The following is a 25,880-nucleotide window of genomic DNA, read 5'->3' as shown; positions in this document are numbered from 1 at the left end:
GCCGGTCAGAAGCTGTCACGCAGCCTTTGATGGGACACGTGGAATGGCGGAGCTGGGGTCAGTGCCGGCGAAAGCCAGGCCGATGACGAAACCTGCTACCTCCTCGAGCTGTCGAGCACGATCCAGCGAACCCAGGACGGTCGGGGCTCCGCCGGCATCACGGACCAGCTCGCCGACGAGGCGCAACGCTTCGGGGTCATCACCGCACATCGCCACCGTGACAAGGGTTTCGTCGCTGGCGCGAGACTTCGCCCACTGATCGGAGGGGAACATGTGGAAGGCCTTCACGACGTGCGCTCCTGGAGACAGCCGGGCAATCCGCTGCGCCATCGCCTCGCCCGGTCCGGTGAGCACGACACCCACCCCGTGCTCGACGGCGTTCGTCGGATCGATCAAGGCTGTTCCCTCCAGGGAGCCGTCACCCGCGCCCGCGCTGTGCAGCATGTCCTCGGCGCCCTGCCAGGACACCGCGAGCAGCACGGCGTCGCGATCCGCCACCGCCTGGCGCGGTGTGAGGGCGCGCACCCCATGGCCCAGCCGTGCAGCGAGGTCCTGCGTCTTGGCTGATGATCGCCCGGCGACGGCCAGCTCATGTCCGGAGCTTGCCCAGGCCTGGCCCAGTGCCGCCGCCAGCGTTCCGGTGCCCAAAATTCCGATGCGCATCCACGATCCCCTCTCCCGACCTCACGTAAGGCCGTGATCATTGGTGGCTACGTCGAACTCCTCCCCGGCCCGAAGGCCGGAGGTTCTCCCGTCGCGTCGCGGTTAAGCGGCGCGCGGGGGTTGACGCTTCACAGACCGGGCAGCCCCGAGGTCTCCACGTCCTGACACCGGCATTCCGACGGCGTTCTTGATATTGATCGCGGCGTTGGTGTCGGCATGCTCGACCCAACCGCACGCGGGGTTGGCGCAGGCGTACCTGATCCCGTCCCGGGCCACCGGGTCACGGTGGCCGCACTGGTGACAGGTCTGCGAGGTCCCCCGCGCGGGAACCTTCACGACGTGGCCGCCTCGGTCGGAGGTCTTGTATTCCAGCAGAGTGACCGTCCGGCCCCACGCTTGCCCAGCGATCGAGCGGTTCATTTTCCGGTGGTGGTTTTGTGATGTCGCAGGTCAACGCCGGTATTTGCATGCCAGGGACGTCATTCACGTCGGCTGCGGCGACGGTTGAGCTCCGTCATCAGGTCTCGGTTGGTGTTGCGAGCGGCGGTCAGGTCCTCGTTGGCAGTGGCGAGTTGGCGGCGCAGGCTGGTGGTTTCGCGGGCGAGTTCCATGTTGCGGGTAGTCAGTTCGTGCAGAGCCTCGTCGTCGGTCAGCTGGGAGCTGGCGACATGCCGATGAGCTTGGTCTTGAGCTTGGCGTTCTCTGTCCGGAGTCGCTTGATCTCTTCGCGGGCCAGCAGCAGGTCGGTGCGCAGGCCGCCCGAGTCCTCGCTGAGGTCATGGTGGGGCGCGGATGGAGGCGTGTTGCGGGCCTGTTCGACTGAGGCGCGGAGTTCAGAGTCGCTGTATAGGAACTGGCGTGAGACGTCAGCTTGGCGGGCGACAAGGTCAAGGGTGACTCGGACACCGTTGCCGGCCATCTTCTGCAGGGTGTCCAGCACGGCCTGGCGTTTGCGGGCAGCCTCGTCAGCGCGTGCCCGGTGCAGGGCCGCGACACGACGCGCGGCGTGGTCAGTGCTCATCGCCGCGTGCTGCCGGACGCAAGGCTGGGGTGCCGAGGAAGACGGCTTGGCTGCGACGAGCTTGACGCAGCAAGGTGGTTGCCTCCTCGATCGTGACGCGTTCCTCAGCGCTCAACCGCTCCCACTGGTCCTCCATCCCGATGATCATCTCTCGGTAGCGGTCGATCTCTTGCTGCTGGGGCAGGGCCCATGCCGCAGCCCCCATTGTGATGCCCATCTCGCGGGCGCGCAGCAGTTCATCCAGGCGTGCCCGCAGCTCGGGCAGGTAGGAGACGTTGCTCTCGAAATGGCCGCAGCCTGCGCACTGGTAGCGGATCGGGCACTGCTGGCCGCCGGCTTTGACGTTGCTGGGCTCCTCGCAAAGTCCGTAGGGGACAGCGACGGCGCGCAGGTGGGCCGTCAGAACAGGGTCGACGCTTGCACGCGCTCGCTCACCCCGGCGAACGCCAGCACGCCCACCCGCATCGGTGCCACTGCGCAGGCCCACCATGCCAGGTCAGCCTGCGGATGCGTGCGCAAGTAGTAGTCGGCGCGATTGGCGTGATGCTTGCACAAGATCAGGCCGTGCTGGCGGCGTCCCCGCGAGCGGAAGCGGCAATGCGGGATCTGGCACGGTTCGGGGACCGGGTGCGGCGTGCCCTCTCGCTCCAGCCGCTGTCTGGTCCACGGGCCAGTGTCGCAACTGCTCAGCATGGCGATGACACAGATCGCCGCTGGAGGCCGGGAGCTGGCAGGAGCTGACGCCGCGGCCTACCACACACAGCCGTTCTGGCTCGCCTTCAACGTCGCGAGCCCAGGCCTGAACCTCTGGCCGACCCGCCTGACACCACAACCGGTGGTGCCCCTGACACAACTGCACGCCGCGATGACGTGGCTGGTGGTCACAGCCTCCGGCCACGCAGCAATAGGAGGTGATCCAGGCATCGTCACGCGACACCAGCAAGATCCGATGATCGGCGTCCACAGGCTCCGGACCGCCAGCCCGGATCCAGCAAGCCCACCAGCCGGTCGGCCGGAGCGGAGGACTCCGACGATGACGCACCCGCGAGCCGCAGCACCGCCGACCTGCTCATGGAGCTCCCGCCACTCGTCGGCTCGGATCGATCGCCGCGACCGCCGCCTGCAGGTCCGACCAGTCGGCGTGCGTGTAAATGGCGGTGCTCATCGGCGAGGCATGTCCAAGCAACTCCTGCACCACGTCGCGGTCGACACCGGCACGCACCAGATGAGTGGCGAAGGTGTGCCGGCAGGTATGCGGGGTCGCCTTGATCCCGGCATCGCGGGAGAGCCGCTCGAACAGCTCTTCTACCCCGTCGGGCCGCATTGCCGTTCCCAGCGGGGAGCGGTAGAGATTGACGAACACAAACGGGCTGTTCTCGGCGGCATCTCCCAGCAGCCGCCAGCGTTCTTGCTGGTAGTCGGCATAGAGCCGGGTCAGCGCGGCACTCACGGGAACGCGGCGAGCCTGCCTCACCAACTCCACACCGTGATCGCATCATTTGGTTTATGTCACCGCGGTGGAATCCAAATCCCGATGTACGCACGGGACGCCATGTTGTCTACAACCTCCACGCACACTTGGTGTTCGTGACGAAGTACCGGCGTGGGGTGTTCACCGACCCCATGCTGGTCCGCTGCGAGGAACTCATGCGCGAGGTCTGCGCCGACTTCGAGGTCGAACTTCGCGAGTTCAACGGCGAACACGACCACGTCCACCTGCTGGTCCACTACCCGCCGAAGGTCGCCTGTCCAAGCTCGTCAACTCACTGAAGGGCGTCTCGGCGCGGATGCTGCGCGAGGAATACAGCGCTCACGTCCGCCAGTACCTGTGGGACGGCCATTTCTGGTCCGGCTCCTACTTCGCCGCAAGCGTGGGCGGCGCACCGCTCACGATCCTCAAGCAGTACATCGAACAGCAGAAACGACCCGTGTGAGCTGACCTGCACACGCTCGCGAAAGGCTAGGGCACGCTCGCGCCCCAGCGGGCACTCCCGCGTGGGCCTTCACCCCCGGCGTGAACGCCGGAGCACTGGCCCACAGTCCGGTAGAGCAGCCGTTGCATACCGAACGGTGCGTAACGTGCGGGCGAAGATGGTTGGTGACATCTGGCCTCGGCCGCTGTCGGTCGGATCGCTCTCCCGGCCCCGGCGCGCCGCGCACTCAGCTTCGATGCGAGCTCGTCATCGTCGCGTAGACGATGACGTTGTCGGGGTAGTGTCCGGTGATCCGATCGAAGTCGCCGCCGCAGGTGATGAGGTGGAGCTGGGCGTTGTCCCGGGGCCCGTATACGCGCTGGGTCGGGAAGGTCTTCTTGCCCGTCTGCTCGACGCCGCCGACGGTGAAGACCACGGTCGTCTTGTCCTGGCGCTTGACCTCGACCACGTCGCCGTTCTTGATCTCCCGCAGCCGGGCGAACACGGCGTCGCGTGTGCGCGTGTCCTTGTGTCCGAGCAGCACTGCCGGGCCCGCCTCACCTGGGGTGGACATGTTCCGGTACCAGCCGACCAGATTGACGTTGTCCGCCGGGGGCACCTCGATCGCGCCGTCCCTGGCCAGGCCCACCGACTCGATGGGCGCATCGATGCCCAGCCGCTTGATCATGATCCTGATCGGGGTCGACGGCAGCATCGCAGGCGCCGGGGTGATCTGCGGCAACGGCGGCGGCACGTCGGCCGGCGCCTGGAAGAGCGCCTGCGCCGGCTGGCCGCCCTGCTCCGGCTGCGCCTGCAGGTCCAGGGTGTCCCTTTTGCTCTGCAGGCCGTAGTCTCCGGGCGAGTCCAGCACTATCAGCAGGCCCGTCACGACCGCCGCCACGCCCGCGACGGCGGCCAGGATCAGGGCGGCCATGAGCATGGCGCCGCCTCTGTCTTCGGGTGGCGGAGCAGGCACGGGAGCGCCGTCGTACGGATGCTGACCCGGCATCTCGTCTCAGCTCTTGAGGGAACGGCGCCGCATGACCAGCCCGCCGATCGCGGCGGCGGCGACCAGAGCCGTGCCGGTCAGGATGAACAACCGCCCGTCAGGGCCCGTCGTGCCGCCGGCGCCGGTGTCCGCGCCCGCCTTGGGTGTCTGGGACTTCCTCGTCGAGGGCTTCTTGGCCGGAGGGGTGATGGTTATGGTGGCGGTGCGGGTCGTGGTGGGGGCGTCACTGGTCGTGGGGCTCGGACTGGTCGAGGCATTGGCCACCGTGAACGTGTAGGCCTTGAGGCCGGTGGCCGGGGCCGTGCATTTGATCACGGGCGAGGTCGAGGTGGGGCCGAGGGCGAGGTCGCCCGCGGTCAGCGACACGGTCCCCGCCGTGGTCGGCTTGACCTTGATGGTGATGGTGGGCAGTGTCGTGATGTCCGAGCCCGCCGTGACATTGAGGGCGGCCTCGCCCGTCGCGGTGGCGGGGACACCCGCGCCGCTCGCTTCGATGGTGGCGAAGAGCTTGGCGCCTGTGATGACGACACCGGCGGGGGGTTTGAGGGCGTCACCGGTGCTCTGGATGGTGCCTGTCCAGGTGATCGAGGCGTCGGCGTTGGCCGTGGCGTTGGTGGGGGTGGTCATGACGACCTTGATGTCCACCTCGGCGTGGTCATCGCTGACGCCGGGGAGGATGCAGTCGTAGGCGACGATGGCCTCATCGGTGCCGCCGCCGGTGCCGATCGGCACGTCCAAGACCTCTGTGGATGTCGTGGTGCAGATCGTGGCGGTGCTCGAGGCGCTGGTCAGGGCGAGCTTCAGCTCACCGGGCTTGATGCTGACCTTCGTCGCGGCGCTGGTGGCCGCCGTGACTTGGTACGTGACGGTGCCGGCGGGCACAGCCGTCTGCCCGGCCGTGACCGTCGCTCCTGGCTTCGCGGCGGTGTCGGAGCTGCTGCCACCTGTTGGCGTGAGCGCCAAGGTCGCCTGCACGGTGGTGGCGGCAGCCGGCGCCGTCGCCAGCGTCAGCGCGGGGATGTTCACCGTCAGGGTGAAGCTCTGGCCCGCCGTCACCGAGTCAGGCGCGCTGAGCCCCACCGTGATCGAGGTGTTCGTGAACGGCTGGCCGCTGCAGGTGTAGGTGAACTGCTTCGTCGCCGCTGCCGAGGCCGGCGTCGGCGGCGCCGCCATGAACATGGAGCAGACGACGATGATGAACGTACTCATCAACGCGGATGTTGTACGGGAGAGGCGACGCCTCTCCTGAGATGTGTGCACGAGCCCTTCCCCGTTATGAATCAGTTGTCAGCACCAGACTTGCGGCTGTTGATCAGACCCGTCGGCGCTGCCGCAGGCAGCCATCGCACGGCCGTCCACCCTCCGGCCGCCACCGCCCGCTGGTCCTTTTGCCTGGCTCGACCAGGTGGAGATCCCTTTTCCGTCGTGCCGCGCAGGGTCCTCAACCCGACCTTGGCGTCGGTCCTGACCCGGATCGCCGGCAGGAGGGCTGTTCGGCGGTCGGATGCGCCTGCGCTCGATTATCGACTGGCGGCCACCGCCTCACAGGCTTCGCATCTGCCAAACCGCGCGTCTTTTCTGCCTTCGATCGTTGTGTATCGACTTCAGCGCCGGTGTCCTGGTGCACGAGGCGGGCGTGTTGGCCCTGGTGGCGGCGCGGCTGGTACAGGGGACGCCGGCACGTGAGCCGGTCGTGCTCAGGGCGGCCAGCTGCCGCGAGGCGCGTCCCGGCTCGTAATGGACGTCACCTGCACGCGGGCCGAGGGCGGCGACGCGGCCTGATCGGCTCGGCAGGGACGGCCCCCTGCGGAGTTAGCCTTGCACGCATGTCGCTGGAGTTGATCACGAGTCTCAGAGCCACCCGCACGTTCGCCGCGGCGCCCGTCCAGGACGCGCACGTGATGGCGGTGCTGGAGGCGGGGCGCTGGGCGGGCTCGGCCCGCAACCGCCAGCCGTGGCGTTTCGCGGCGGTCCGCGACCGGGCCCTCCTGCGGGAGCTGAGCCGGCTCGGCGCCTACGCCGGGCATCTGGCGGGCGCGCCCGTGGCGATCCTGCTGGCCGTGGACGCCACGGTGAGCACGCAGGACGCCGAGTTCGACGCGGGCAGGGCCGCCCAGAACATCATGCTCGCCGCCCACACCCTGGGCCTCGGCACCTGCCCGGCCTCGTTCTTCCCCGCGGCGAATGCCGGTAAGGCCACCGCGCTCGCCGGCCTCCACGAGCCGTGGCACGTCCGTACGGCGATCTCGCTCGGCCATCCGGCACCTGCCCCGCCGGGCACCTCGGCGATCCCGCGAGGACGACGGCCCCTGCGGGAACTGGTCATCGAACGCTTCTAGCGCGACGATCACTGCATGGACGGGCAGGCGCGCGTGATCTCTCCGCGGTCAAGAAGGGGTTCCGTCACCGCCCAGCGTGTTGCCTGTGGCGTCCCAGCCTCCCGTGCCCTGGCCGCGCAGGGAACCTCGCTTCCTGCGGCTTCCGCCGAACTGCCGGCGGATCTTCTCATCGGAGATCCCGGCCAGGCCGTCGAGCGCGACCCCGACCACGCTTCCCCGGGGAGCGGGGCCGGCCTGCTCGATCAGCCTGCGGCCGGCCGGGGTGGCACGCCGGAAACGGCCCAGCCAGCTCCGCGTGACCAGCTCACGGCGTATGAGGTCTTCCTCCACCGCCCGTACGCTCTCATGGCCCGCCACTGCCGCGAGAGCCTCCGGGAGGGTGGAACGCTGCAGCAACGCGATCTCCTCGACAGGGTCGCCACCGGTGGCTCCCGCGACCGCGTAGAGCTTGCCCGCGTAGGACAGACGCATCCGGCCCTCCAGAACAAGGGTGACCAGAGCCGCCAGCGCCACCCGATGAGGACCACCGCTGAGGTAGGCCAGCTCATTGCGATCCACAGCGCACCACCTTCTCGACGAGGCGCCGCCTGACGCCGCTCTCCCCGCTTCGTGATTCGGCAAAGGTCCTAGACGTTGCAATGAACGTAGTACGGCGCCTTCCCGCGCTTGCTGCTCACGGCGGCGCCGTCGACGGTCACGTTCAGGCGGAGCCGCACTCCCTTCTTCCCTTCGGCCACCGCCACGATCACGCAGGTGTCCTGCTTCACCGTGAAGCTCTTCTTGAAGGGAAGACGTGTGTGAACCGCCTTGGTCTTCTTCTCCACGAGAGCCGTGTTCTCCAAGTCCTTCGCCCAGACGACGGCGTAGCCGACGACGAGCTTGCCTCCCTTGGGGCCGGAGGTCTGGCTCAGGGTGAATGCGGCCTTCTCATTCGCCTGGTACGCGGTCGCCGACGCGGGAACCGTGGTGAACATCAAACCGGCGGCCAGGGTGGCCACCAGCACATGCTTGCGCGTCATCGCACATCCCTTCTTCGATGAGCGCAAAGCTTAGGGCCAGCGCGTTGCGCGGAGCGTATACCGGGCGTATATCTGCCTCTCCAGCAGGCGTTGCCCGGCCAAGCACGGCATGGAAATCCGCTCGAAGGGGACACCGGGGGTGAGCATTCGGGCTGCGCGGCCATGCGGCCGGGATCGCCCAGCTGGCCGGCGCCCTCGGGGTTCACGCGGTGATGCCGGCCAGCAGCTCGTCGGTGAGGCGGGACAGCCGTTCCGCGTCCGTTGGGGAGAAGAGCTTGCTGCGCACGTTGAGCTCGGTGAACAGGTTGAACGCGGTCAAGGGCGGCGTCGGCGGGTCATCGAGCACCCGCAGGAGCGGCGGGACCACATCGGTCGCGGGTTTGGCCATCATCCGCTGCTGCCGGAGGTAGGCGGCGGTCTGCGGGTCGAACTCACCCGCGTAACTGGTCGCCGTGGTGCTGGGATGGAAGAGCACGTATCGCACCGGCCCATCGCCGTGCCGCTCGGCGAAGGTCACTCCGAGCAGATCGTTCAGGCGCCCGGTCATGAACATCGCGTTTACCAGGTCGTACTGACGGGCGCTCTGCAGATCGTCCCAGGCGATCGGCGTGTCATGGCCGGGACCGGCGACGTTCACGATCACCGGCCGGGCCGTCTTCTCCAGCTGACCGAGCAGCCCGTAGCTGAACAGCAGGCGGCTGAGGTAGAACAGGGCGAAGTTGTCCTCGAACCCCTCGGCGGTCACCGACCGGTTGGAGCGCATGAACCGTGCGCACAGCACCACGCCGTCGATGGCCGGATACTCCTCGGCGAGCCTGTCAATGGTGCGGCGGGTGCTGGAGACCAGGCTGAGGTCGGCTTCGACGAACGCCGCGCTTCCCGGCGCCGAGGCGGCCTCGGCCACGAGCCGCTCGCCCTTCGCCGGATCGGTCCCGATCACCACGGCTCTATCACCTCGTGAGAACAGCGTGCGGGCCAGCGCCGCACCGATGCCGTCGGTGCCACCGGTGATCACATACGTCTTCATCAAATCGGCATCCTTGTCATCTCATCTGTCCACAGTGCCTCGGCCACGCTGGTCGCCCGTCGCGGACAGCTCACCGCCACCGGTGCCGCTGACGTACCGACAAGTTCATTGAACCATACGCACGAGTCTGGTCATGTAGTCATGTGGGTCAGGCAAAGAGGTCCTGGACGGCGGGTCCCGCCTCCACCTCTATCGACAGCGTCTTTTGCGACGTAGTGCGAGACCGCGTAGCTCCGGTCTCGCTTGCGACACTGCGTGCGACGACTTGCCGCGGGCGAACGCGGACCTTGCCCTTGCCGGCCTGCTGGGCGAGCACACTCAGGCGCCGGCGCCGTTTCGCTCGGGGCTCCTCCACCGGCGTGCCGTGCTCGCGCATGCACGTGGCCCACTTCCTGCCCTGCTCCTGCGGGTCGACGACGCCGGCGACCAGGCGACGAGCAGGAGCACCGCTACGACGAGCCGTCCCAGATCGTCGGCAGATCCTCGCTGTAACCCTCGGCTATGAGGTCTGTGGCGCGCTCATTCAGGTACGCGTCGATGTCACGCAGACCGGCTCCCGTGTCGGTATGGGTTTGAGCGATGCCGTTCACGATGGAGGTCTCGGTGATCTCGAGATCTTTGATGGTGAATGTCACGGTATCGCGCTCACCGTCCTCCCTCGAACGGATGAATCTGATGGTCCGGCCAAGCTGCTCGTAGACGGCGGAGAGGGCGACCCTGTCCATGCCCACCAGATCGTGGTCATCACTGGTCACAATCGATTCCCCGACAGCCAGAGCACTGACGTGCTCAATCGCCGCGTGTACGTTCTCAACGGTTGCGCCAGTCTCCTCGGCGATGAGATCCACCGACGTCATGACGATGACGTCGGCCGCCTCCGCGGTGCGATGGAGGGGAACGATGGCCGCGACCCGCCGGCCGTTGCGCGTCAGGTAGGTGATCTGCCCGGCTTGGTCGGCGCGGTTCGCCACGTCGCCCAAGCGGGCGCGGGCCTCCTCGACAGTGAGTTCAATGTCGTCTGCGTTCATCGCAAGGTTCTCCTTCTCATGAGAAACTTGGAACTTGGCAGCGGTGGGACGCCCTTGCTGAGAGACGCTCATGCGCCGCAGGAATCAGTTAATGATGAGGCTGACCGGCACGTTATGTCCTGTCGCAGGCGCGAATCGCCGGATGGATGCCAACGTGCGCTTGATCTCCGCCAATCTCTGATGCCATCGCAGCCGGGTCCGGATTTGCGCTCGCCCCCTGTGACGTGCCAGCCCTAGTCTCCCGCCATGAAGATTCCACTGATCGCCGCCCTGACCTGCGCCGCGACCCTACTGCTGAGCGGGCCGGCGGCCGCGACTGCCTATCTCGTCAAGCACGGGTCTTGACGGACAACGGCCTGTACAAAATGGGCAGGCTGCCCGAGTCGACGTGCGAGGAGCCGCCCGTCAAGCGCAACAACCAGGCGGCGGCCAAGCGTTACCTCGCTACCGTCGTACAGTGTCTCGAATCCACCTGGGAGCAGCACCTGTCGGAGAACGGGGTGCGGTTCGAGGCCCCTCGCCTGAAGTTCGTGACGGGCTCGTATTGCGGCATCGGCCGCAAGCAGGACTCCGGCGCCGTCTACTGCGAGGACCCCCCACGGTCGCCTTCAAACCCGGCAAGTCACGGCTGGACGATCCTTCCGACCTGTGGCTGATGTACAACGCCGCCGCAGTGTACGCCTACCACGTCCAGCGGCTCGTCGGCATCTCCTTCAGCGTGGATGTCGAGGCCTTCTATGACAGCAAGTCTGAACGTGCAGAGCGATTGCGCCGCCACAGCCTTCAAAGTGACTGCCTGGCAGGAGCGTTCATCAAGAGCATCTGGCCCGTCCCCGGCCGCAGCACGCACGACTGGAAGGAGCTCCAAGGGCTCATCGGGGGTGACGAACCCGGCGAGGAAAGGCTGTACGGCAAGACCGCCAACGTGCGCATGTGGCTCAAGCGCGGCTTCGCCACCGGCGACGCCGCCTCGTGCAACACCTGGACCGCGCCTTCGTCAGAGGTCGCTTGAAAGCTGTCCGGGAAGGCGGATATCTACATGCAAGGCCCGAGCCGGTTGGTTTGTGCCGGCGACGCTCAACGGGCCGGGAAGCCAGGTGTCATGGGAGCCTACGAGGACGCGGACAGCCAGGCGCGCCTTTGTCATCGGGGGACCGGCAGGCGGCGGTGTCAGGATCGCCAGGGGCCGGTCGCCGCCGGGGGCCGCCGACTGCACTGCCCGCGAGCTCTATTTCGTGTGTCCGGTGTCCGGCTGCGACGGGCACCCATCGGGCGGTTCCGCGCTCTTCGGTCAGGCAGTTGGGTGGCGATACGGTCCATGGCCGGGGGATATGCGCGGTGGGGGTTGGTCTGGACACCGGCGTGGTGGAGGGGAATGCGTCCGCGGGAGACCTTGCGGAAGGTGCATAGGCCGCACTCCATCTTGACGTGCAGCTAAGCTGACGCGCTGGACAACGTGTCGAGTATGACCGCACGGGCGACGGTCCACAGCCAGTCAGGGACGGGCTCGTCTATCGCGAGGCGGTGCGAGGCATATGTGCGGCACCACCTCCCCACCCGTGCCATCAGACCCAAGAACCTCCACTCAAGTCCCTCCCGGCTGAAGCGTGGATGCAACAGAGCGCCTCGCGGTGCACAGCGCGCGCTCGACCTTCCAGCGAACCTTGCCCAAAGCTGAGCCGTGGAAGATGCCGCGTCGGGCAATGATGGTCTTGATGCCGCGCTTCGTTATGGGCGTCGTCGGGTGAGGGACCGACAAGCGAGGACAGTCACGGCCATTGCTGATGCGAGAGCGACAAACCAGCCCGGCCTGAGCGTGGGTTCATGCCAAGACGCCCAGGGATCGTGGGCTATGAGAGCTGCGATGCCACCTGATCTGATGGCGAAGAGCGCCAGGGCCAAAACCGCGAGCGCCCCGGGGATGACCGTGAACACTGTCAGCTGGCGACGGGTGAGCAGCTCGGTGCATCCAAGCGCCGCCGTGCCGGCCCCCGCCACGAGCGTGCAAACGCCCAAAACGCTGTCGATGCCGGGGAGTTCGTAGGCGAAGGCGCTGCCCAGGCCGGTGCTTGGCTGATGGGTTGGGGCGGTGAAGCCCGTCCATGGGAGGAAGGCGGTCACTGTGAGCGCGGCCCCCATAACCATCACTGCACAGGCGTGGCCGGGACGAGCGCGCACGACGGCGCCGGCGTGGCCTGCAGGCGGGGGAGAATCAGCCATCGGAGCAGCATAGAGAGCAACGTCAGCGACCCATGCACCATCGCTCGGTCCACCAGGAACTGCTCCAGCATCAAGGAGAGCAGTCGACCGATCGCGGATCAGCTGACGACTGCGCGAGTTGAAGACGAACGTCGTGTTTCTGCCAAAGCTCTGCATCTCCTTGTCAGGTGCATACCACGTATGCATACTCGGTATCTACGCCGATCGAGCTCGGCTGGTCGCGTTGCTGAGCAATGGGAATCTGGACTCTGCCTGTCGGCCGGGCCTGCATGACCCTGGTGGGGTTGGAGGAGGCGACGCGCGTGTTCGGCGATGTGCATGCGTTCAAGAGAGTGAACCGCGACATCTCAGGCGGCGAGGCGGCCGGAGTCGTGGGGCCGGAGCGGCGCCTGCCCGTCGGCGAGCCGACGGGTGCGCTGGACACCGCCGCGGGAGTGGAGATCCTGCGGCTATCGCGTACCCGCTGTGACGGTGGCGCTGTCGTACCGCTGGCCATCCACGAGCCTTGGTGCGCCGGGTGGGCGGCCCGAGTGGTGTTCCTGGCCGACGGAGAACTCGCCGGCTCGACGTCCATGTCCCTGGGCGGCGCCTGGTGAGCGCGTTCGTGGCCGCGCTGCGGATCTCCTGCAGGGGCGCGCGACGCTTCAAAGGCCGCACGGCGCTGATCATGGTGATGATCGGCCTGCCGGTGCTGCTCATCACCGGCGTGCTCACGGGATGGGCGACGCTCGAGGTGAACGATCGAGAGGACCTGGCCGCCAGCCTGGGTAGTGCCGACGCCCGGATCGGCACCGAGCCCCACCAGCGGGTCGCGCAGGACTTCCGCCGCATCCACCCAGAGAAGGAGGAAAGGGCCGCGGACTCGCCGTGGACAACGGCCCAGATCGCCGCGCTCGTCAAAGGCAGGATCGTGCCGTACGACAAGGGCAGTGTGAAATTCCTGACCGGCGACGGCTATGACGAGGCGTCGGCCATAGAGGTGGACCTGCGCGACCCGATGGCGCGCGGCATGCGCCCCCTGGTGCAGGGCCGGTACCCGGCTTCGCCAGATGAGGTCGTGGTGACGCCCGCGCTGCTTGAGCGGGGCGTGAAGCTGGGTGGCACGATCAGCGTGACACTGGGCAGGACGCAGGTGCGCGTGGTCGGCGTGGTCGCGTATCCGAACAGGCCCGCCCACACCGAGATGGCCGGTTTCCGTGGCGTGCTCCTGCTGGACAAGCGTAACGGGAGCGGTACGGGCTGGCTCGTCGATGCCACTGCGCCGCTCGACTGGCCGCAGATCCAGCGGCTGAACGGCCACGGGCTGGTCGTCCATGCGCGAGCGGTGGTCGAGAACCCGCCCTCCGATCCGCACTATGAGATCCCGGATGGCGACGGCCCGATCATGATCGCACTCGCCGTCGTCTTCATCGTCATGGAGACGGTGCTGCTGGCGGGGCCCGCATTCGCCGTGGGTCTGCGGCGGCGGCGCCGGGAGCTGGCCGTGATCGCGGCCCAGGGCGGCTCGGGCCGGCACCTGCGGGCCATCGTGCTGGCCGATGGCCTGGTAATCGGAGGCGCGGCGGCGCTGGCGGGGGCCGTGTTCGGCGTTGGGGGAGCGCTGGCCGTGGCTCCGCTGGCCGGGCAATGGACGGGCACGCTCGGCCCCGTCGAGGTTCCGTGGGCGGCTGTCGCCGGTGTGGCCGCCTTGGGCGTGGTCAGCGGGTTGATCGCCGCCGTCGTGCCGGCCGTGCAGGCCGCCCGCCAGAGCCCTGCCCAAGTGCTGGCCGGACGCGAGGGTACGGTGCGCGATCGGGCAGGCCGTCCTGTACTCGGTCTGGCCTGTGTGGCGCTCGGGATGGTCGTCACGTGGTTGAGCCTGCGCGGCGACGGGTCGCTGACCGTGGCGGCTGTGGGGCTGGTCGTGCTGGGGCTGGTCGCGCTCATGCCGTGGCTGGTGCGGCGCACCGGCCGGCTCGCCCACCGCCTGCCGCTCCCGCTGCGCCTGTCGGTTCGGGACGCCTCTCGTCACCGATCCCGTACGGCGTCCGCCGCGGCGGCGGTCATGGCTGTCACCACGATGGCCGTCGCCTTCAGCATCGGCCTCACCGGCGCCGAAGCCGGGCACGAGGCCGCTCACTTCGCGCAAGTCCCGACCGGCACCGTGGAGATCGGCGCCTTCGACCTGGACGATCAAGGCTGGGCCGAGCTCAAGACGGCGGCCCAGAAGGAGATGAAGGGGGCTCGGCTGGTCGCCGGCCAGGCCCCCACGGACGCCCAAGGCCGTGAGCTGACCATCCGCCTCGTGCCTGACTGCGATGTCCCCTGCCAGGTCTCCAGGGAACGCAGTGAACCGCTGGTCGGCGACACTCGCTTGCTCGCGTTCATCCAGGGACGGCCCGATGGCCAGGCCGCAACGGCGCTGGCCGCGGGCACGATCGTGGTCTTCGCCCCCGATCTAATCAAAAACGGCATGGCAACCGTGGAACTCGACCCGGCTGAGGGGACGACCGACCCCCGCCCTGCGCCCAAGCAGGTCCCCGCCGTGCTGGCGACACCGGCCGACCCGAGAGTGCGCGGCGCCGTGATCCCTCCCGCCGCGCTGACCTCACTGGGCCTGCGAGCCAAGGAACGGCGCCTGTACACCATGCACGATCCGGCGAACCTCGCACAGGTGCACCGCAATCTCACACCGTACGCGGAACGGATCATGATCCGGGCTGAGACCGGCCCTGACGAAGCGTTCACACAGGTCGGACTCCCCATCCTGCTGGGGATCGCCACGATGTTGGTGCTCGGCGGCACACTCGCGGCCACCGGGCTCGCCACGGCCGACATGCGGCGCGACCTGGACACCATGTCGGCGACCGGCGCGCCGCCACGCATCAGGCGGCTGGTGGTGGCCGGGCACGCCGGGTACGTCGCGGGGCTGGGCGTCGCGGTCGGCACGGTGGCCGGGCTCGTCGCCGGGATCGCGCTGTCCTGGCCCATGGGCTACGAGACCTCGTTCCACGCGATGGAGAGCCTCTCCTCCGCTCCTGGACCCACGACCATCGAGATCCCCTGGCTGTTCATCGCGGCGTTCGCGTTCGGGGTGCCGTTGCTGACCGCGCTGGTGGCCGGGGGAATTGCCGGGACACGGAGAGTGGTGGGCCGTCGGCTGATCTAAGAATTGTTGCAAAAAGTGATGGAGTGGCGTCTTCCGTGTATAGATGGGGCGTTGCGAGCTGATCCATTGTGGGTGGAAACTTCGCTGAGCTGCGGATGAACCGGTCCGAGCGGCTGGTGCGAATCGTGCGGGAACGAGGCGGAGACAGCCCGGGAAAGGGCTGCGGCAGAGGGCGCCCGTAGTGTCTTGCGCCGCCGGATCACCAAGCGCCTGGGGCCGCTGCTCGCGCTGGACCGTCCCCAACATTCGCACGCGTGAAGCCGCAGACCCGTTGGACCTGACTGATCATCGTCGCGCACACCCAACTCGCCTGGCCGAGGATCTGCGCCGCCCGTGGAACGCCCCGCACCGCCCGCCCCACTACCTCACACCCAGCCGGAATCGGTGAGGCATAAGAAACATCTGCGCGAAGGCCACCACCTGCCTGGCCAAGTGCACCGGAACCCGGCGTCCTTTCCGCTCGAAGTTGTCGGAAGCGACATGCGCTGACCTGCGGAACGGCATCGTGCCTGTCGGACGATACTCACGAGCGTGATGCCAAACCCTCGATCGTCGTCACATCAAACGTCGTCTCACACTTGATCAGAGCCGTGCCCGCCGGAAGGTTCGCAGCAGCATCAGCGCCGCGGCGTATGCCACGCCGTACTATGCGGGGAGCCAGCCACCTCCGATCATGGCGACGGCGAGGCTGATCGCCGAAACCGCGGCAAGCAGCAGCGTGCTGGCGGTCCGTTCCCGCGCGACGTGCGCTGCTATCCCGGCCGCCCCCAGGGCGCCCGAGGCGGCGAGGAGATCCGCTACCAGCCACACGTCGAGCAGTCCCCTTCGCGCCAGCAGGTCGAGCAGTGGCAACGGGAGCCATGGCGTCCAGATCAAGGTGAGCCCACTGGCCAGATTGGCGGCCGAGGGGAGCGCCAGCAGCAGCGACGCCGCGGCCAGCGCCCACCCGCGCTGGCGACCACGGCTCAGGGCCTCACCCCAGGCCGATCGGTGACCCCGATGTTCAGACGGACAGCGAGCGTCATGATCGTCCCCTTCTTGATCGTGTAGGAAGGCCCCATGTTGATCATCTTCTGGCCCTCCTCCAGGTGGGTGCCTGGCTCCGGGGCGGTGTAGTCGGCGCTGGCGATCGCACGCTCGCCCAGGTAGGTGTAGGTGGAGCGGTCGAGCAGCAGTTCGTGGCTCACCCAGCCGTCTTCGACACGGGCCACCGCCACCGCCGGCCGCCCATCGACGTCGACGGCGTCCGGGGTCACCGTCACCCCGGGGATCTTGGCCATGGCCCCGTAGACGGCCGCCTCCTGCACCGGAGGCACCAGGTTCTGGGCCAGCAGTGAGCCAAGAAGCAGGTAAGCCCAGTTGTGCCGGTCCTCCTCGGAATCTTGCAGACCGCCCATATTGGCGTACATCCAGGCCAGCAGCGCATCGGGATCCGTGGGGAGCGCCGCCACCGTGGCATAGTCCACGGGAGGCATGCCGCCGCCGGTAGGCGAGCGAACCAGCTTGCCGTCCTCGAAGAGGGCTACTTCTTTGCCGTCGGCCCGGGTCCATGCCCGGTCCACGCTGGTCTCCAGCGGCGTTCGCGGGGTCTGCACCTCGCCCCGGGCGGCCTTCCCGACGCCCCGCACGCGGGTCTCGATGTAGACCCACTGGTCAGGGCGGGGGGCGGTGAACGCGCGGTCTCCGGCGACCTCGGCGGCCCGGCCGAGCACGGCCTGCGCGTTGGCGGCCGGCACCCCCATGCCGGGCATGATCGAGCGTGGCGCCTCGACTTCCGCGGGGTCGAGCACCAGAGCGATCGCCGAGATCACGGCAGCGAGCATGCCGATCGTGACGGCCCGCCGCCCCGTCCTGGGCAGGCGAACGCGACCGGCCCGCGGAGGCGCCGCCGCCATAGCCCGCCGGAGGAGTGCGTCCCGGGCGGCAGCGTGGGCATCAGGCGATGGCGGGGCAGGCTGTGGCCAGGCCTGGCGCAGTGCCTCCAGATCGGCCTGCGAGTACTCGCCCATGATCAACGCTCCTTCCTGGTGAGCGCCGAATCGAGCACGGCGCGGATCTTCGTACGGGCCCGGTGCAGCCGCGAGCGGACCGTGCCAGCGGGCACGCCGAGCGCTCTGCCGACCTCGTCGGAGCTCAACTCGGCCCAGGCGACCAGCAGCAGCACATCCCGCTCCTCGGCCGGCAACTCGGCCAGCGCCGCCGCCAGCCGACCACGGTCGGTGGAGGCGTCGAGCGAGTCCGCAACTCGTTCGGCGTGGTCCTCACCGACCTCCCCCGGGTCCGTCCTGGCCAGCGCCCGGTACTGCCGGATCTCCGCCCGGTGGTGGCGTGAGATCAGGTTCGAGGCGATCCCGTACAGCCAAGGCCGTGCGTCCGGCCGGGCCAGGTCATAGGTGTCACGCCGGTCGAACGCGATCAGGAACGTCTCGGCGGCGATGTCATCGGCCAGCGGGCGCGACAACCGCCGCTCGGCGTAGCCGTGGATCGACGAGTAGTGGCGGTGGAACAGTGCGGCGAAGCAGTCCGGCTGTTGTAAGGAGCATTCGATGAGCTCGGCGTCAGTCGCCTGTTGCGTCGCTTGGGTCATGTCACGGCTCTCGCCGTCGCACTGGGTGTCATCGGCCGCCTTCTCTCGCGCGAATCCATCGTCCCTTCTTCTCCGATAGCCCCAAGAGTGTTCGCGTTTCCCTGATCAAGGTTTCCTTTCGCGCATGCCGTCGACGGCGAGGAACGTACCGCTTTCCGCCCGCAAACACCCCGAGAGCGGTGGGGCGCCCGACCCGACGCGCTGAATGAGCACATGCGCGAACTCGGCTTGGATCCGGAGCCGGCTGGCACCGGCCTCCAATACCTGTCCGACTCGGTGGCGCCTGCCCTCGCACTGGCCAGCCGCATCTCCGGAGTGCTGCTCGACCAAGAGATGGTGCAAGGCGAGCCGCTTTTAGGAGGGATCATCACCACCCCCGTGCCGCACGAGTAGGCAACAGCGGCCTTGATGCAACCCATCGAAACCCGGCCGCCCGGCCCGGCGGCGATCACTCGGCCGCGGGAGGAGATGGCTTGATGCCGGTCCAGCCGGACTCCAGTACCACCCCGGCTCCATCGCCGTTCTTCGCCGGCATGCCGATGACATCGACGGCCAGGACCTTGGAGGTCTCAAGGTCGATGATCAGTCTGGTCCGTGCGGACCGGCCGTTCTGGATCGGGAAGGTCACGGCGAGGCCCGGCCGCCCCAGCGGGTCGGTGGTCGGGCCCTCGACCCGTACCGTGGGCAGTGTCGCCAGCGCCTGGTAGGCGGCGCTGCGCACCTGCGGGGAGGCGGGCAGCTGGTACAGGAGGTCGGCCAGGGTGGGTGGCAGGCCGTCCGCGACCGAACCGACGAAATCCTGATCGCTGAGGATCGCCTCGGCGGCCCGCTTCTTCAGCGCTTCCGGGTCGGCGGGCAGCGCCTGGACCTGCTGCAAGGTCAAGGGCATGGCACTCCAGTGCAGCTTCTGCTTCCTCTTGAGCCGGATGAGCGTGCCCTTGCCGGGGGAGGTGGTGTAGACACCGCCGTCCTTGCCGATGGCCCATTCGGTCGGCGAGCCGTCCCGGCGCCACGCCTCCAGGTCCAGGGGGCGTGCGGCCAGTTGCCTGTAACCGATCCAGCCTCGGCCGTCTGTGTCCACCCACCGCTCGGAGATGCTTGAGGTCTCCAGGCGGTAGATGATGCCGTTCCTGCTGAACGGCCAGGGCCCCCGCCTCGTGTACAGCTCCTTGAGGTGCCAGTAGGCCCCTTCCGGGGCGGCTTCGGCCTTGGCGGCGGCGACCAGCAAGAGTGAGACGCCCGACAGGGAGGCGCCGTCGGGGGTGGCCGGAGGCGAAGGCGGGGGAGCGGGGACGCTCCGGCCCAAGACCGCCATTGTCGCGGCCACAGCGGCGGCCACAGCGGCGGCTACGGCGAGCCCCATGGAGCCGGTCCGCCACGTCAGGCGCCGGGTCATCCGACGCGGACGCACCGGGGTCGCCATGATGGCCTCACGCAGCTGGCGCGCCCCGTGTCCCTGATCCGGCGCGTTCGGTGCCGGATCGATGGCCCTGACCACGTTGTCGATGTCACTCATGCTTCCCCCATCGCGATCGTCAAGGACGCCTGCCGCTCCAGCGCCGCCGCCAGCCGTTTACGCGCCCGATGCAGCCGGGGCCGGGCGGCGATAGCCGTACATCCCACGACCTTGGCGATCTGCTCGCCGGTCAGGCCCTCCCAGCAGGCCAGCGCCAAGACTTCACGGTCACGCTCGGGCAACTCCTCGAACGCGGTGCGGACATGGTCCAGATCGATCAGCTTGACCGGCCGGAAGGCTGCCAGTTCGCTACGCAGCCGTTCGGCGAGCACGGCCCTGCGGGAAGCGCCACGCTTCTGGTTGGCCAGCACGCGCCGGGCCACGCCGTACAGCCACAGCAGTGCTTCCTCGCCTTCGGGCACATCGCCGATGCGCCGCCAGAGGGTGAGGAACGTCTCGGAGATGACGTCCGCGGCGTCGTCGGGGGAGCCGGCACGGCGCGCGGCGTACCGGTATATCGCCGGGTAGTAGGTGTCATAGACCGCTTCGAAGCGGTCACGGTGTGTCACAGAGTCTCCTTGCCGTGTGGTGCCGGACACCTAGGTAGGTGTCCGGCACCACACGGAATGTTGCAGGTCGCTATGAGCAGTGACAGCGGACGGGTACGCGTATCGGTGGCGCCGTCGCGTAGGTGTTGCCTGCGGCGTGCCGATGCGATCGCACCGCCTCCATGGCGGCGAGCGGGGATGACGCCTGCAACCTGAACGCCAACGACCCACCTGGCAGAAATATGGCGCTGTTCGGCAGCGCTGCCGCTGGCAACGACGGGGCTTGTGCTGTCAGCCTCCTCTGAGCACGGCCCGGCAGCGTTGATCATCGAATGTAGGCAATGACGTGGCACACCGGCCCAACGGTCCGCGCCCGCGAGGAGCGTACCCCCCACCGCCCCCGTTCCCTGGCGGACCACCGAGGCGCCGACGGCGCAGCGGGCTGGCAGCATGGCTCATCGCCGCAGGGCTGGCGGCCGTCCTCGTCATCGCTCTCGGCATCGTCGCAGGCGTCCTGGTGAAGGGATACACCGGGTGGCGGCTGGTGGCTCCGTCCACCACGAAATCGCAGGAGGCCAGCACGGATGACACCAAGCTACGGACGGTCCCCCGTAAGGGCTACCGCGACATTTCCGACGGGATAGCCGACCCCGCGCCGCTGGTGGAACGAGCAAGCCCGGTGCCCCTGCGATACGGCGGCACGCCGGTGATCCCGGCCTGCGCGCTCCTGACCCTCGCTGAGCTGAAAAACCATGGGCTGCTCCTCATTCCCAACCCGCTGGGAGCCGCCTACCATCGCTCCGTTTTCGACGGCCAGGGCCGTGGGGATGTGGACAAGGGCAGTCAGCTCTTCTTCCCGGTCACCCCGCCCAATTCCTGTCGATACCTGATCGAGCCGAAGGGGCACGTGGAGATCGAGGTATTCCAGGAGGCGTACACGACGCCCTCGGCGATGGTGTACGAATTCAAGCGATACCGCACCCGGCCCGCCATCGCAGATGTCTCGGTACGACAAGGCAATACCTACGGGATGGACGAAGCAACCGTCTATCTCAGATACGGGCTACGGCTGGGCAAGACGGCGGCGCGGCTGACGATGATGCTGCCCCGCGGCGCCGATGCCAGCCGGCTTGAACAGGCCGTGCTGACTACGGTCGCCAGAAATCTGAGGAGAGTGTCGCTCAGTCCCACAGGGACCCCGGCCGTCATCTACGACAGCCCGCTGCTCACCTCTGAGCCTGCTTCACCTTGCGCCGCGCTCCGGGCCGAGGACTTCCACACGCACTTCGGCCAGCCGCCGGCGCCGTTCGTGGAGGAGATATTCGGCTCGGCGGTTGGCCGTACGGACTTCAGCAGCGGAGGGACGGGCATCGCCGACCCCATGGAATACGCTTACACCTACACCGAATGCAAGAGGTTCAGCGGCGAGGACGCGGTCGACCGGCACACACTCACGATGGCCATCACCAGCTACACCGCCGATGCCGCCGCCGACCACGCGATGGCCATCGGCCGGCGAGCTGAGGCGGGAAAGCCGTTGAAGGCCGCATTGGCCGCGAACGCCTACTGCGTGACCAGGAAATACGCGCGACCGGCAGGCGCGCTGGTGATCCGTCAAGGCCGGTTCGTGGCGATCTTCTCCATGACCGATCCCGAGCTGCCCGCGGCCAGCGTTAATGCCGGCGAGCAGTGCGAAAGCATGCGAGACCTGGCGAAGCGGGTGGCGGGCCGGCTGAAGGGCTGACGATCCGGGACAGGGCCCAGGCCGCCCGGCACAGGGCCGGGTCACAGCGTATGCGTGTGCCGCCGCGACTCGTCGCAGGGCGCCGCGGACGTGGTCGAGATGACTTTGACGGCCTGCCGGGGAGAAGACGTGACGTTGTGGCCGTACGGGGGACACGCACCGCGCCGGCCCACCATCACCGAAGCGAGGCCCTGCCAGGCCCGCGCGCCGAGCTCGGGCTCAAGACGGCCAACCGTTACGCGGATCCTCCCGCTAACAGGTTCGAGCGTGAAGTGATCGCCCAGACGTTTGGGCCCCGGCTCCGATGCCGGCCGCGAATGCCGGCGCTGGTTGGCTGGACCACGAGATCGCCACGCCGTCAGGCGTGTCGTGCAACGCCGTACTACGCCGGGTCAGAGATCGAAGCCGGGGAAGATCGAGGGTCCCTCCGGCCGGCTCCGACTCTGCCGCGCAGCTTCGCGGCATGCTCACTCACCAGGCCGCGAGCCGGCGACCGTGAACGCCTGCAGGAAGGTGTGGACCGCGGCACGCGAGAGACCGCGCAGCTCGGCGACGGGGACGTGGCGAGTGCCGAGGCGCGCCCGTCTGTCCATCGGACCGGTCAGCAAGGCGAAGAACTGCTCGGCGGCCAGGAGCGGATCGGGGGTGTGCAGGTGTCCGGTGACGGTGAGTCGCGCAAGCCGGTCGGCCAGGGCTTCGGTGATCCGGTCGGCGGCGCGTGTGTGGATGATGTCGAGCAGGTCGGGGAACTGGTTGATCTCAGCGGACAGCAGCCGGCGCAGCGCCCAGGATCGGTCGTCGCAGTAGCACTGGAGCAGGCGCAGGCCGACGCCTTCGAGGGTGGCGCCGAGGTCGTGACCACGATCGGTGAGCCGGTCGACCGCGGCCAGATTGTCGGACAGCGCCCGGTCGGCGGAGGCGGCGATGGCCTCACGAAGCAAGGTCTCCTTGTCGCCGAAATGGCTGTACACGGTGGCCTTGGCCACCCCGGCCTCCGCCGCGATCATGTCCACGCCGGCCTGGGCGTATCCCGAACGGGCGAAGACGGCGAACGCGGCGTTGAGGATCGCCTGCCGCTTGTCGATCCGGCCACGGGCCGCGACGGCTGCACTCATGGCGTCAGCATACGCGACAGCCCGCCAAAGCAGACTCATGAGTCTGACCAGCTGGTCGAGACAGGTCCGATTTCTTGGCATTTGTCGTGGACCTGCGGCCGCCACCTCGTATCCGACGGGAGTATCTGGGGGAGTGGGACGAAGACCTTCCTGTGGTTGATTCCATCTGTGCCGGGTGAGGTGTTCAGGGGCATGCGTCCAAGCGTTTATCGGCCGATGTGGCGTAGGTTCGCCACTTTCACCTGTGTGTCGTTGATTCGGGAGCTGAACAGTCCTCGGTGGCGATAACTGATCGGCGCCACGGTCGACCGGACTGAGCCGTGTTCCCCCGGGGGCGGCTGAGGCCCGAAGTGCCTGCGCGTCCGGTGGAAGGTCGTAGAGGACCTGTCCACGCGAAAAACCCTCCGGTCTCGAGGCTGAGCAGGTCGCGGAAGGCGGTCTCGTGTGACCGGACGTCGGTGGGGCGCGCTGCACCGGCCCACGGCCATTCGATCAGGGTGTGCTCCGCCGAGCCGGGCAGCAGCTTGGCCGCCCGCCCGAGAGCGATATCTCAGAGACGCCAGTGCTGCCCACGGTGACCCCACGGCCTTGCCTCCGACGATCTCCATATCGATGCCGCCGTGCTGGGACGGCCCATAAGCGTGGTGACCTTACGCTCCGCCGGCGGCGGGAGCTGTCCAGATGCCCACGATGGTTGCGGCAGTTGGCACCCGGTTCGGGATCTGCCTGGCCACCGTGTGCCGCGCCGACCAGATAGGAGTCGGACATGAGCGCTTCGGCCATGAACCAGATCCTGAGTCGTCACCGGCGATGCGAACTGCGCCGGTGTCGCCCGTACGGCGGCCAAGGACGGTCGTCCAGGATCATGCTGGAGACACCGGATCCTGGTGCTGGCTGGCCTGTAGGGTGTACAGCTCGGCGTAGCGGCCGTTCAGCGCCATGAGAGTCGCGTGCGTGCCCTGCTCGATCACCTTCCCGCGCTCCAGGACGTAGATGCGGTCCGCGCGGCGCACGGACGCCAGCCGGTGGGTGACGAGGACGACGGCCCGGCCCTCCTGGGCCAGATCACTGACCCGCTCGAACACCGCGACCTCCGCGCGGGGGTCCAGTGCGGCCGTGGGCTCGTCGAAGATCACCACAGCCGCGTCGCGGTAGTGCGCGCGGGCCAGTCCGATGCGCTGCCACTGTCCGCCGGACAACATGGTGCCGCCCAGGAACTCGGGCGCCAGCAACGTGTCCCAGCCGGCGTCGAGGCGCGCCACCACCTCATCGGCCCGGCCGAATGCGGCCGAGGCGTCCAGCGCATCGGCATCGGGTCGGCGCGTCGCGCGGCCGATCGTCACGTTGACCCGGGCGGTGAACGGCCACTCCACGAAGTCCTGCGCGACGAGGGCGACGTGGTCGTAGAGGCTGGCACGGTCCACCTCGGCGGTGGTGCGGCCGTCCCACCAGACCGCGCCGGCCTGCGGCATGTACAGGCCGACCAGCACCTTGGCCAGCGTCGTCTTGCCCGAGCCGTTCTCACCTACCAGGGCGACGATCTCCCCTCTGCGGATGGTCATGTCGACCCCGGCGAGCGAGGGCTGCTCGTTGTTCGGGTAGGTGAACCACAGGTCCCGGACGGAGATCTGGTCGGGCGGTGCGGTGAGCTCGAACGCCCCGCCGCGTATCGCCTCCGCCTCGGCCCGGTCGCACGCCTGCTTCCAGTCCTGGACGAACAGGCCCTGCTCGTACAGGTCGTTCACCGCGGACACCAGCGAGGTGAGATGGTGCGTGCCGGTGCGGATGGCGATCAGGACCGTCCCGGCGACGGCCAGCCGCACCGAACCGGAGACGAGTAGAGCGCCCAGCACCCCGTACATGCCGAGCTTGGCCAGACCGGCGACGCCATCGGACAACAGCGTCGTGCGTGCCTCCAGGCCGGCGAGTCGGGCCTGCTCCGCCTCCGACAGCCGGGCCAGCCGCTGGTAGTGATGGAGCAGGAAGCCGTCCGCCCGATGGGCGCGCACCTCCTCCGCGGGCGAGGCCCCGATCAGCAACTCGGACAGGGTCTCGAGCTGCCGCTGCAGCTCCGTCCACCGCTTCATGGAGGTGAACCGGGCCCGCGCCATGCGGACCGCGCCCCAGGCTGACGGAACCGTGACGGCCGCCATCAGCGGCATCAGCATCGGGTGCAGCACGGTCAGCACCCCGGCCGCGGCGACCAGCCCGGTCACCGCCTCCACCAGCGCGATCGCGTACGTGGTGACCATCCGGGCCGACAGCGCGCCGCGCGCCGCGGCCGACATCAGATTGCGGAACTCGGCGTTCTTGATGATGACGAGTTCCACCCGCACGGCCCGTTCGAGCAGCTTGACGGTCGCGGCTCGGTCGATGCGGGGGGCGAGTTTGCCGTTCGTCGCGTCGCCCAGCGAGGACAGCAGGCTGCGCGCCACCCCGCCGGCAGCCACGGCGAGCAGGACGGGGAGGGCGTCCACGAGCCGTTCGACGGTGGGCGTGCCAGCCAGGAGCAGCGCCAGGGCCTCGTTGGTGGCCAGCAGCACCACGCCGGTGGCCGCGCCCGCGAGCAGCTTCGCGGCGATGGCCACGGGCAGCAACAGGTGGCCCGCGTGCCACGCCAGCCCGAAACTGATCCGCATCAGGCGCGGCAACCGCCACAGCAGCGTCCAGAAGCCGAGATCAGCTCCGGCCCCGTCGTGCTGCGCCCAGCCGGCGGTCATTCTGATGCCGCTGCCGAACAGCGGGTCGACCTCCGGGATGTGCACCCGGCCGTCGGCGCGGTGCCGGCCGGAACGGGAGTTCGGCCGCATGCCTTCCACGCGTCTCGGCCTCCCCTCAGGATCGGGACATGACACGACCGGAGGGACGGAGGCGTCCCTCCGGTCAGAGGCGACCGTTCGGCCTTACACGGGCCTCATGCAGCAATTGGCGCGGTTGCTGTATGTACAGCCGTTGGTGGGGCACCGAGAGGTGTAGCAGGCGGTGCTGAATCCCGGGCTGCACACATACCCGCCCCCCGAGGCGTACTGAGTGGTGTCGGACC

At 68.4% G+C, this 25,880-nt stretch carries 25 protein-coding genes and 2 pseudogenes; 8 read left to right on the top strand and 19 right to left on the bottom strand.

The annotated features are described in order from the left end of the window. Positions 1-15 precede the first annotated feature (15 nt). From ETD85_RS09415 to ETD85_RS09395, 6 genes are all read right to left on the bottom strand, one after another. Complete coding sequence (locus tag ETD85_RS09415; RefSeq protein WP_138689239.1) at positions 16-663, bottom strand: NADPH-dependent F420 reductase; 648 nt, start codon at positions 661-663, stop codon at positions 16-18. 102 nt (positions 664-765) lie between these two features. Continuing rightward, positions 766-1,083, bottom strand: a complete 318-nt coding sequence (locus ETD85_RS09410; protein WP_138689238.1) for a zinc ribbon domain-containing protein — start codon at positions 1,081-1,083, stop codon at positions 766-768. Between the two features lie 59 nt (positions 1,084-1,142). Further along, entirely contained in the window at positions 1,143-1,274 is a 132-nt protein-coding gene (locus tag ETD85_RS66725; protein WP_276617201.1) for a hypothetical protein, read from the bottom strand. A 38-nt stretch (positions 1,275-1,312) separates the two neighbouring features. Then, on the bottom strand, positions 1,313-1,684 hold the full coding sequence (locus ETD85_RS09405) for a DUF6262 family protein (RefSeq protein WP_138689237.1): 372 nt from the start codon (positions 1,682-1,684) through the stop codon (positions 1,313-1,315). Beyond that, positions 1,674-2,174 carry a transposase gene (locus ETD85_RS09400; protein ID WP_138689236.1) on the bottom strand — a complete coding sequence of 167 codons (501 nt, stop codon included), beginning with the start codon at positions 2,172-2,174 and terminating at the stop codon, positions 1,674-1,676. The genes ETD85_RS09405 and ETD85_RS09400 overlap by 11 nt, the downstream gene beginning before the upstream one ends. A 579-nt stretch (positions 2,175-2,753) precedes the next feature. Continuing rightward, the gene (locus tag ETD85_RS09395; RefSeq protein WP_170246593.1) at positions 2,754-3,134 is read right to left on the bottom strand and encodes a tyrosine-type recombinase/integrase; all 381 of its coding nucleotides are present in this window, start codon (positions 3,132-3,134) and stop codon (positions 2,754-2,756) included. Between the two features lie 56 nt (positions 3,135-3,190). Here ETD85_RS09395 and tnpA point away from each other — a divergent pair. Further along, positions 3,191-3,618: pseudogene (gene tnpA / locus ETD85_RS09390) on the top strand (IS200/IS605 family transposase). Between the two features lie 226 nt (positions 3,619-3,844). Here the strand turns inward: tnpA and ETD85_RS09385 are convergent. Both ETD85_RS09385 and ETD85_RS09380 read right to left on the bottom strand, forming a co-directional pair. Further along, positions 3,845-4,537 (bottom strand): class F sortase, encoded by a 693-nt coding sequence (locus ETD85_RS09385; protein ID WP_240779051.1) that lies wholly within the window; start codon positions 4,535-4,537, stop codon positions 3,845-3,847. 75 nt (positions 4,538-4,612) lie between these two features. Continuing rightward, complete coding sequence (locus ETD85_RS09380) at positions 4,613-5,815, bottom strand: hypothetical protein (protein WP_138689233.1); 1,203 nt, start codon at positions 5,813-5,815, stop codon at positions 4,613-4,615. 617 nt (positions 5,816-6,432) lie between these two features. Here ETD85_RS09380 and ETD85_RS09375 point away from each other — a divergent pair. Continuing rightward, a complete protein-coding gene (locus tag ETD85_RS09375) occupies positions 6,433-6,945 on the top strand; it encodes a nitroreductase family protein (RefSeq protein WP_138689232.1) in 513 nt (170 codons plus the stop codon). A gap of 48 nt (positions 6,946-6,993) precedes the next feature. On the opposite strand, the gene ETD85_RS62990 is transcribed toward ETD85_RS09375, so the two are convergent. The 4 genes from ETD85_RS62990 to ETD85_RS09360 form a co-directional block, all read right to left on the bottom strand. After that, a complete protein-coding gene (locus ETD85_RS62990) occupies positions 6,994-7,503 on the bottom strand; it encodes a TIGR04222 domain-containing membrane protein (protein ID WP_170246591.1) in 510 nt (169 codons plus the stop codon). Positions 7,504-7,571: 68 nt separating this feature from the next. Continuing rightward, complete coding sequence (locus ETD85_RS62985; RefSeq protein ID WP_170246590.1) at positions 7,572-7,964, bottom strand: hypothetical protein; 393 nt, start codon at positions 7,962-7,964, stop codon at positions 7,572-7,574. Between the two features lie 202 nt (positions 7,965-8,166). Continuing rightward, entirely contained in the window at positions 8,167-8,991 is an 825-nt protein-coding gene (locus ETD85_RS09365; protein ID WP_138689230.1) for an SDR family NAD(P)-dependent oxidoreductase, read from the bottom strand. 449 nt (positions 8,992-9,440) lie between these two features. Beyond that, a complete protein-coding gene (locus ETD85_RS09360) occupies positions 9,441-10,019 on the bottom strand; it encodes a type II toxin-antitoxin system Phd/YefM family antitoxin (protein WP_138689229.1) in 579 nt (192 codons plus the stop codon). 341 nt (positions 10,020-10,360) lie between these two features. Between ETD85_RS09360 and ETD85_RS09355 the strand changes: the two genes are divergently transcribed. From ETD85_RS09355 to ETD85_RS09335, 4 genes are all read left to right on the top strand, one after another. Further along, entirely contained in the window at positions 10,361-10,675 is a 315-nt protein-coding gene (locus tag ETD85_RS09355; RefSeq protein ID WP_138689228.1) for a hypothetical protein, read from the top strand. After that, a complete protein-coding gene (locus ETD85_RS09350; RefSeq protein ID WP_138689227.1) occupies positions 10,675-11,031 on the top strand; it encodes a neutral zinc metallopeptidase in 357 nt (118 codons plus the stop codon). Before ETD85_RS09355 ends, ETD85_RS09350 begins: the two co-directional genes overlap by 1 nt. 1,510 nt (positions 11,032-12,541) lie before the next feature. Then, a complete protein-coding gene (locus tag ETD85_RS09340) occupies positions 12,542-12,835 on the top strand; it encodes a P-loop NTPase family protein (protein WP_138689226.1) in 294 nt (97 codons plus the stop codon). Next, a complete protein-coding gene (locus ETD85_RS09335) occupies positions 12,832-15,387 on the top strand; it encodes an FtsX-like permease family protein (RefSeq protein WP_138689225.1) in 2,556 nt (851 codons plus the stop codon). Before ETD85_RS09340 ends, ETD85_RS09335 begins: the two co-directional genes overlap by 4 nt. A 645-nt stretch (positions 15,388-16,032) precedes the next feature. Here the strand turns inward: ETD85_RS09335 and ETD85_RS09330 are convergent. From ETD85_RS09330 to ETD85_RS09320, 3 genes are all read right to left on the bottom strand, one after another. After that, positions 16,033-16,239: a hypothetical protein gene (locus ETD85_RS09330; RefSeq protein WP_138689224.1), complete on the bottom strand. Its 207-nt coding sequence runs from the start codon at positions 16,237-16,239 to the stop codon at positions 16,033-16,035. A gap of 113 nt (positions 16,240-16,352) precedes the next feature. Then, on the bottom strand, positions 16,353-17,396 hold the full coding sequence (locus tag ETD85_RS09325; protein WP_240779055.1) for a CU044_5270 family protein: 1,044 nt from the start codon (positions 17,394-17,396) through the stop codon (positions 16,353-16,355). A gap of 2 nt (positions 17,397-17,398) precedes the next feature. After that, entirely contained in the window at positions 17,399-17,974 is a 576-nt protein-coding gene (locus tag ETD85_RS09320; RefSeq protein WP_138689222.1) for an RNA polymerase sigma factor, read from the bottom strand. A gap of 129 nt (positions 17,975-18,103) precedes the next feature. Between ETD85_RS09320 and ETD85_RS09315 the strand changes: the two are divergent. Further along, a pseudogene (locus tag ETD85_RS09315) lies at positions 18,104-18,367 on the top strand (DUF6461 domain-containing protein); the annotation flags it as partial. Positions 18,368-18,422: 55 nt separating this feature from the next. Here ETD85_RS09315 and ETD85_RS09310 read toward each other — a convergent pair. Then, positions 18,423-19,490: a CU044_5270 family protein gene (locus ETD85_RS09310; protein ID WP_138689220.1), complete on the bottom strand. Its 1,068-nt coding sequence runs from the start codon at positions 19,488-19,490 to the stop codon at positions 18,423-18,425. Then, positions 19,487-19,999 (bottom strand): RNA polymerase sigma factor, encoded by a 513-nt coding sequence (locus ETD85_RS09305; protein ID WP_138689219.1) that lies wholly within the window; start codon positions 19,997-19,999, stop codon positions 19,487-19,489. Before ETD85_RS09305 ends, ETD85_RS09310 begins: the two co-directional genes overlap by 4 nt. A gap of 496 nt (positions 20,000-20,495) precedes the next feature. Between ETD85_RS09305 and ETD85_RS09300 the strand changes: the two genes are divergently transcribed. Further along, positions 20,496-21,722 carry a hypothetical protein gene (locus tag ETD85_RS09300; protein WP_138689218.1) on the top strand — a complete coding sequence of 409 codons (1,227 nt, stop codon included), beginning with the start codon at positions 20,496-20,498 and terminating at the stop codon, positions 21,720-21,722. A 467-nt stretch (positions 21,723-22,189) separates the two neighbouring features. On the opposite strand, the gene ETD85_RS09295 is transcribed toward ETD85_RS09300, so the two are convergent. After that, on the bottom strand, positions 22,190-22,837 hold the full coding sequence (locus ETD85_RS09295) for a TetR/AcrR family transcriptional regulator (RefSeq protein WP_138689217.1): 648 nt from the start codon (positions 22,835-22,837) through the stop codon (positions 22,190-22,192). A gap of 863 nt (positions 22,838-23,700) precedes the next feature. Continuing rightward, a complete protein-coding gene (locus tag ETD85_RS09290) occupies positions 23,701-25,647 on the bottom strand; it encodes an ABC transporter ATP-binding protein (protein WP_240779054.1) in 1,947 nt (648 codons plus the stop codon). Between the last annotated feature and the right edge of the window lie 233 nt (positions 25,648-25,880).

The sequence above is a fragment of the Nonomuraea zeae genome, assembly GCF_005889725.1.
Lineage (GTDB): Bacteria > Actinomycetota > Actinomycetes > Streptosporangiales > Streptosporangiaceae > Nonomuraea > Nonomuraea zeae.
This window is presented reverse-complemented; position numbering and strand designations above follow the sequence as displayed.

Bases quoted from the DNA above. Each gene is read 5' to 3' on its own strand.
- ETD85_RS09415 (WP_138689239.1), bottom strand. From the start codon at position 663: ATGCGCATCGGAATTTTGGGCACCGGAACGCTGGCGGCGGCACTGGGC.
- ETD85_RS09410 (WP_138689238.1), bottom strand. From the start codon at position 1,083: ATGAACCGCTCGATCGCTGGGCAAGCGTGGGGCCGGACGGTCACTCTG.
- ETD85_RS66725 (WP_276617201.1), bottom strand. From the start codon at position 1,274: ATGGAACTCGCCCGCGAAACCACCAGCCTGCGCCGCCAACTCGCCACT.
- ETD85_RS09405 (WP_138689237.1), bottom strand. From the start codon at position 1,684: ATGAGCACTGACCACGCCGCGCGTCGTGTCGCGGCCCTGCACCGGGCA.
- ETD85_RS09400 (WP_138689236.1), bottom strand. From the start codon at position 2,174: ATGGTGGGCCTGCGCAGTGGCACCGATGCGGGTGGGCGTGCTGGCGTT.
- ETD85_RS09385 (WP_240779051.1), bottom strand. From the start codon at position 4,537: ATGCTCATGGCCGCCCTGATCCTGGCCGCCGTCGCGGGCGTGGCGGCG.
- ETD85_RS09380 (WP_138689233.1), bottom strand. From the start codon at position 5,815: ATGAGTACGTTCATCATCGTCGTCTGCTCCATGTTCATGGCGGCGCCG.
- ETD85_RS09375 (WP_138689232.1), top strand. From the start codon at position 6,433: ATGTCGCTGGAGTTGATCACGAGTCTCAGAGCCACCCGCACGTTCGCC.
- ETD85_RS62985 (WP_170246590.1), bottom strand. From the start codon at position 7,964: ATGACGCGCAAGCATGTGCTGGTGGCCACCCTGGCCGCCGGTTTGATG.
- ETD85_RS09365 (WP_138689230.1), bottom strand. From the start codon at position 8,991: ATGAAGACGTATGTGATCACCGGTGGCACCGACGGCATCGGTGCGGCG.
- ETD85_RS09360 (WP_138689229.1), bottom strand. From the start codon at position 10,019: ATGAACGCAGACGACATTGAACTCACTGTCGAGGAGGCCCGCGCCCGC.
- ETD85_RS09350 (WP_138689227.1), top strand. From the start codon at position 10,675: ATGTACAACGCCGCCGCAGTGTACGCCTACCACGTCCAGCGGCTCGTC.
- ETD85_RS09325 (WP_240779055.1), bottom strand. From the start codon at position 17,396: ATGGGCGAGTACTCGCAGGCCGATCTGGAGGCACTGCGCCAGGCCTGG.
- ETD85_RS09320 (WP_138689222.1), bottom strand. From the start codon at position 17,974: ATGACCCAAGCGACGCAACAGGCGACTGACGCCGAGCTCATCGAATGC.
- ETD85_RS09310 (WP_138689220.1), bottom strand. From the start codon at position 19,490: ATGAGTGACATCGACAACGTGGTCAGGGCCATCGATCCGGCACCGAAC.
- ETD85_RS09295 (WP_138689217.1), bottom strand. From the start codon at position 22,837: ATGAGTGCAGCCGTCGCGGCCCGTGGCCGGATCGACAAGCGGCAGGCG.
- ETD85_RS09290 (WP_240779054.1), bottom strand. From the start codon at position 25,647: ATGCGGCCGAACTCCCGTTCCGGCCGGCACCGCGCCGACGGCCGGGTG.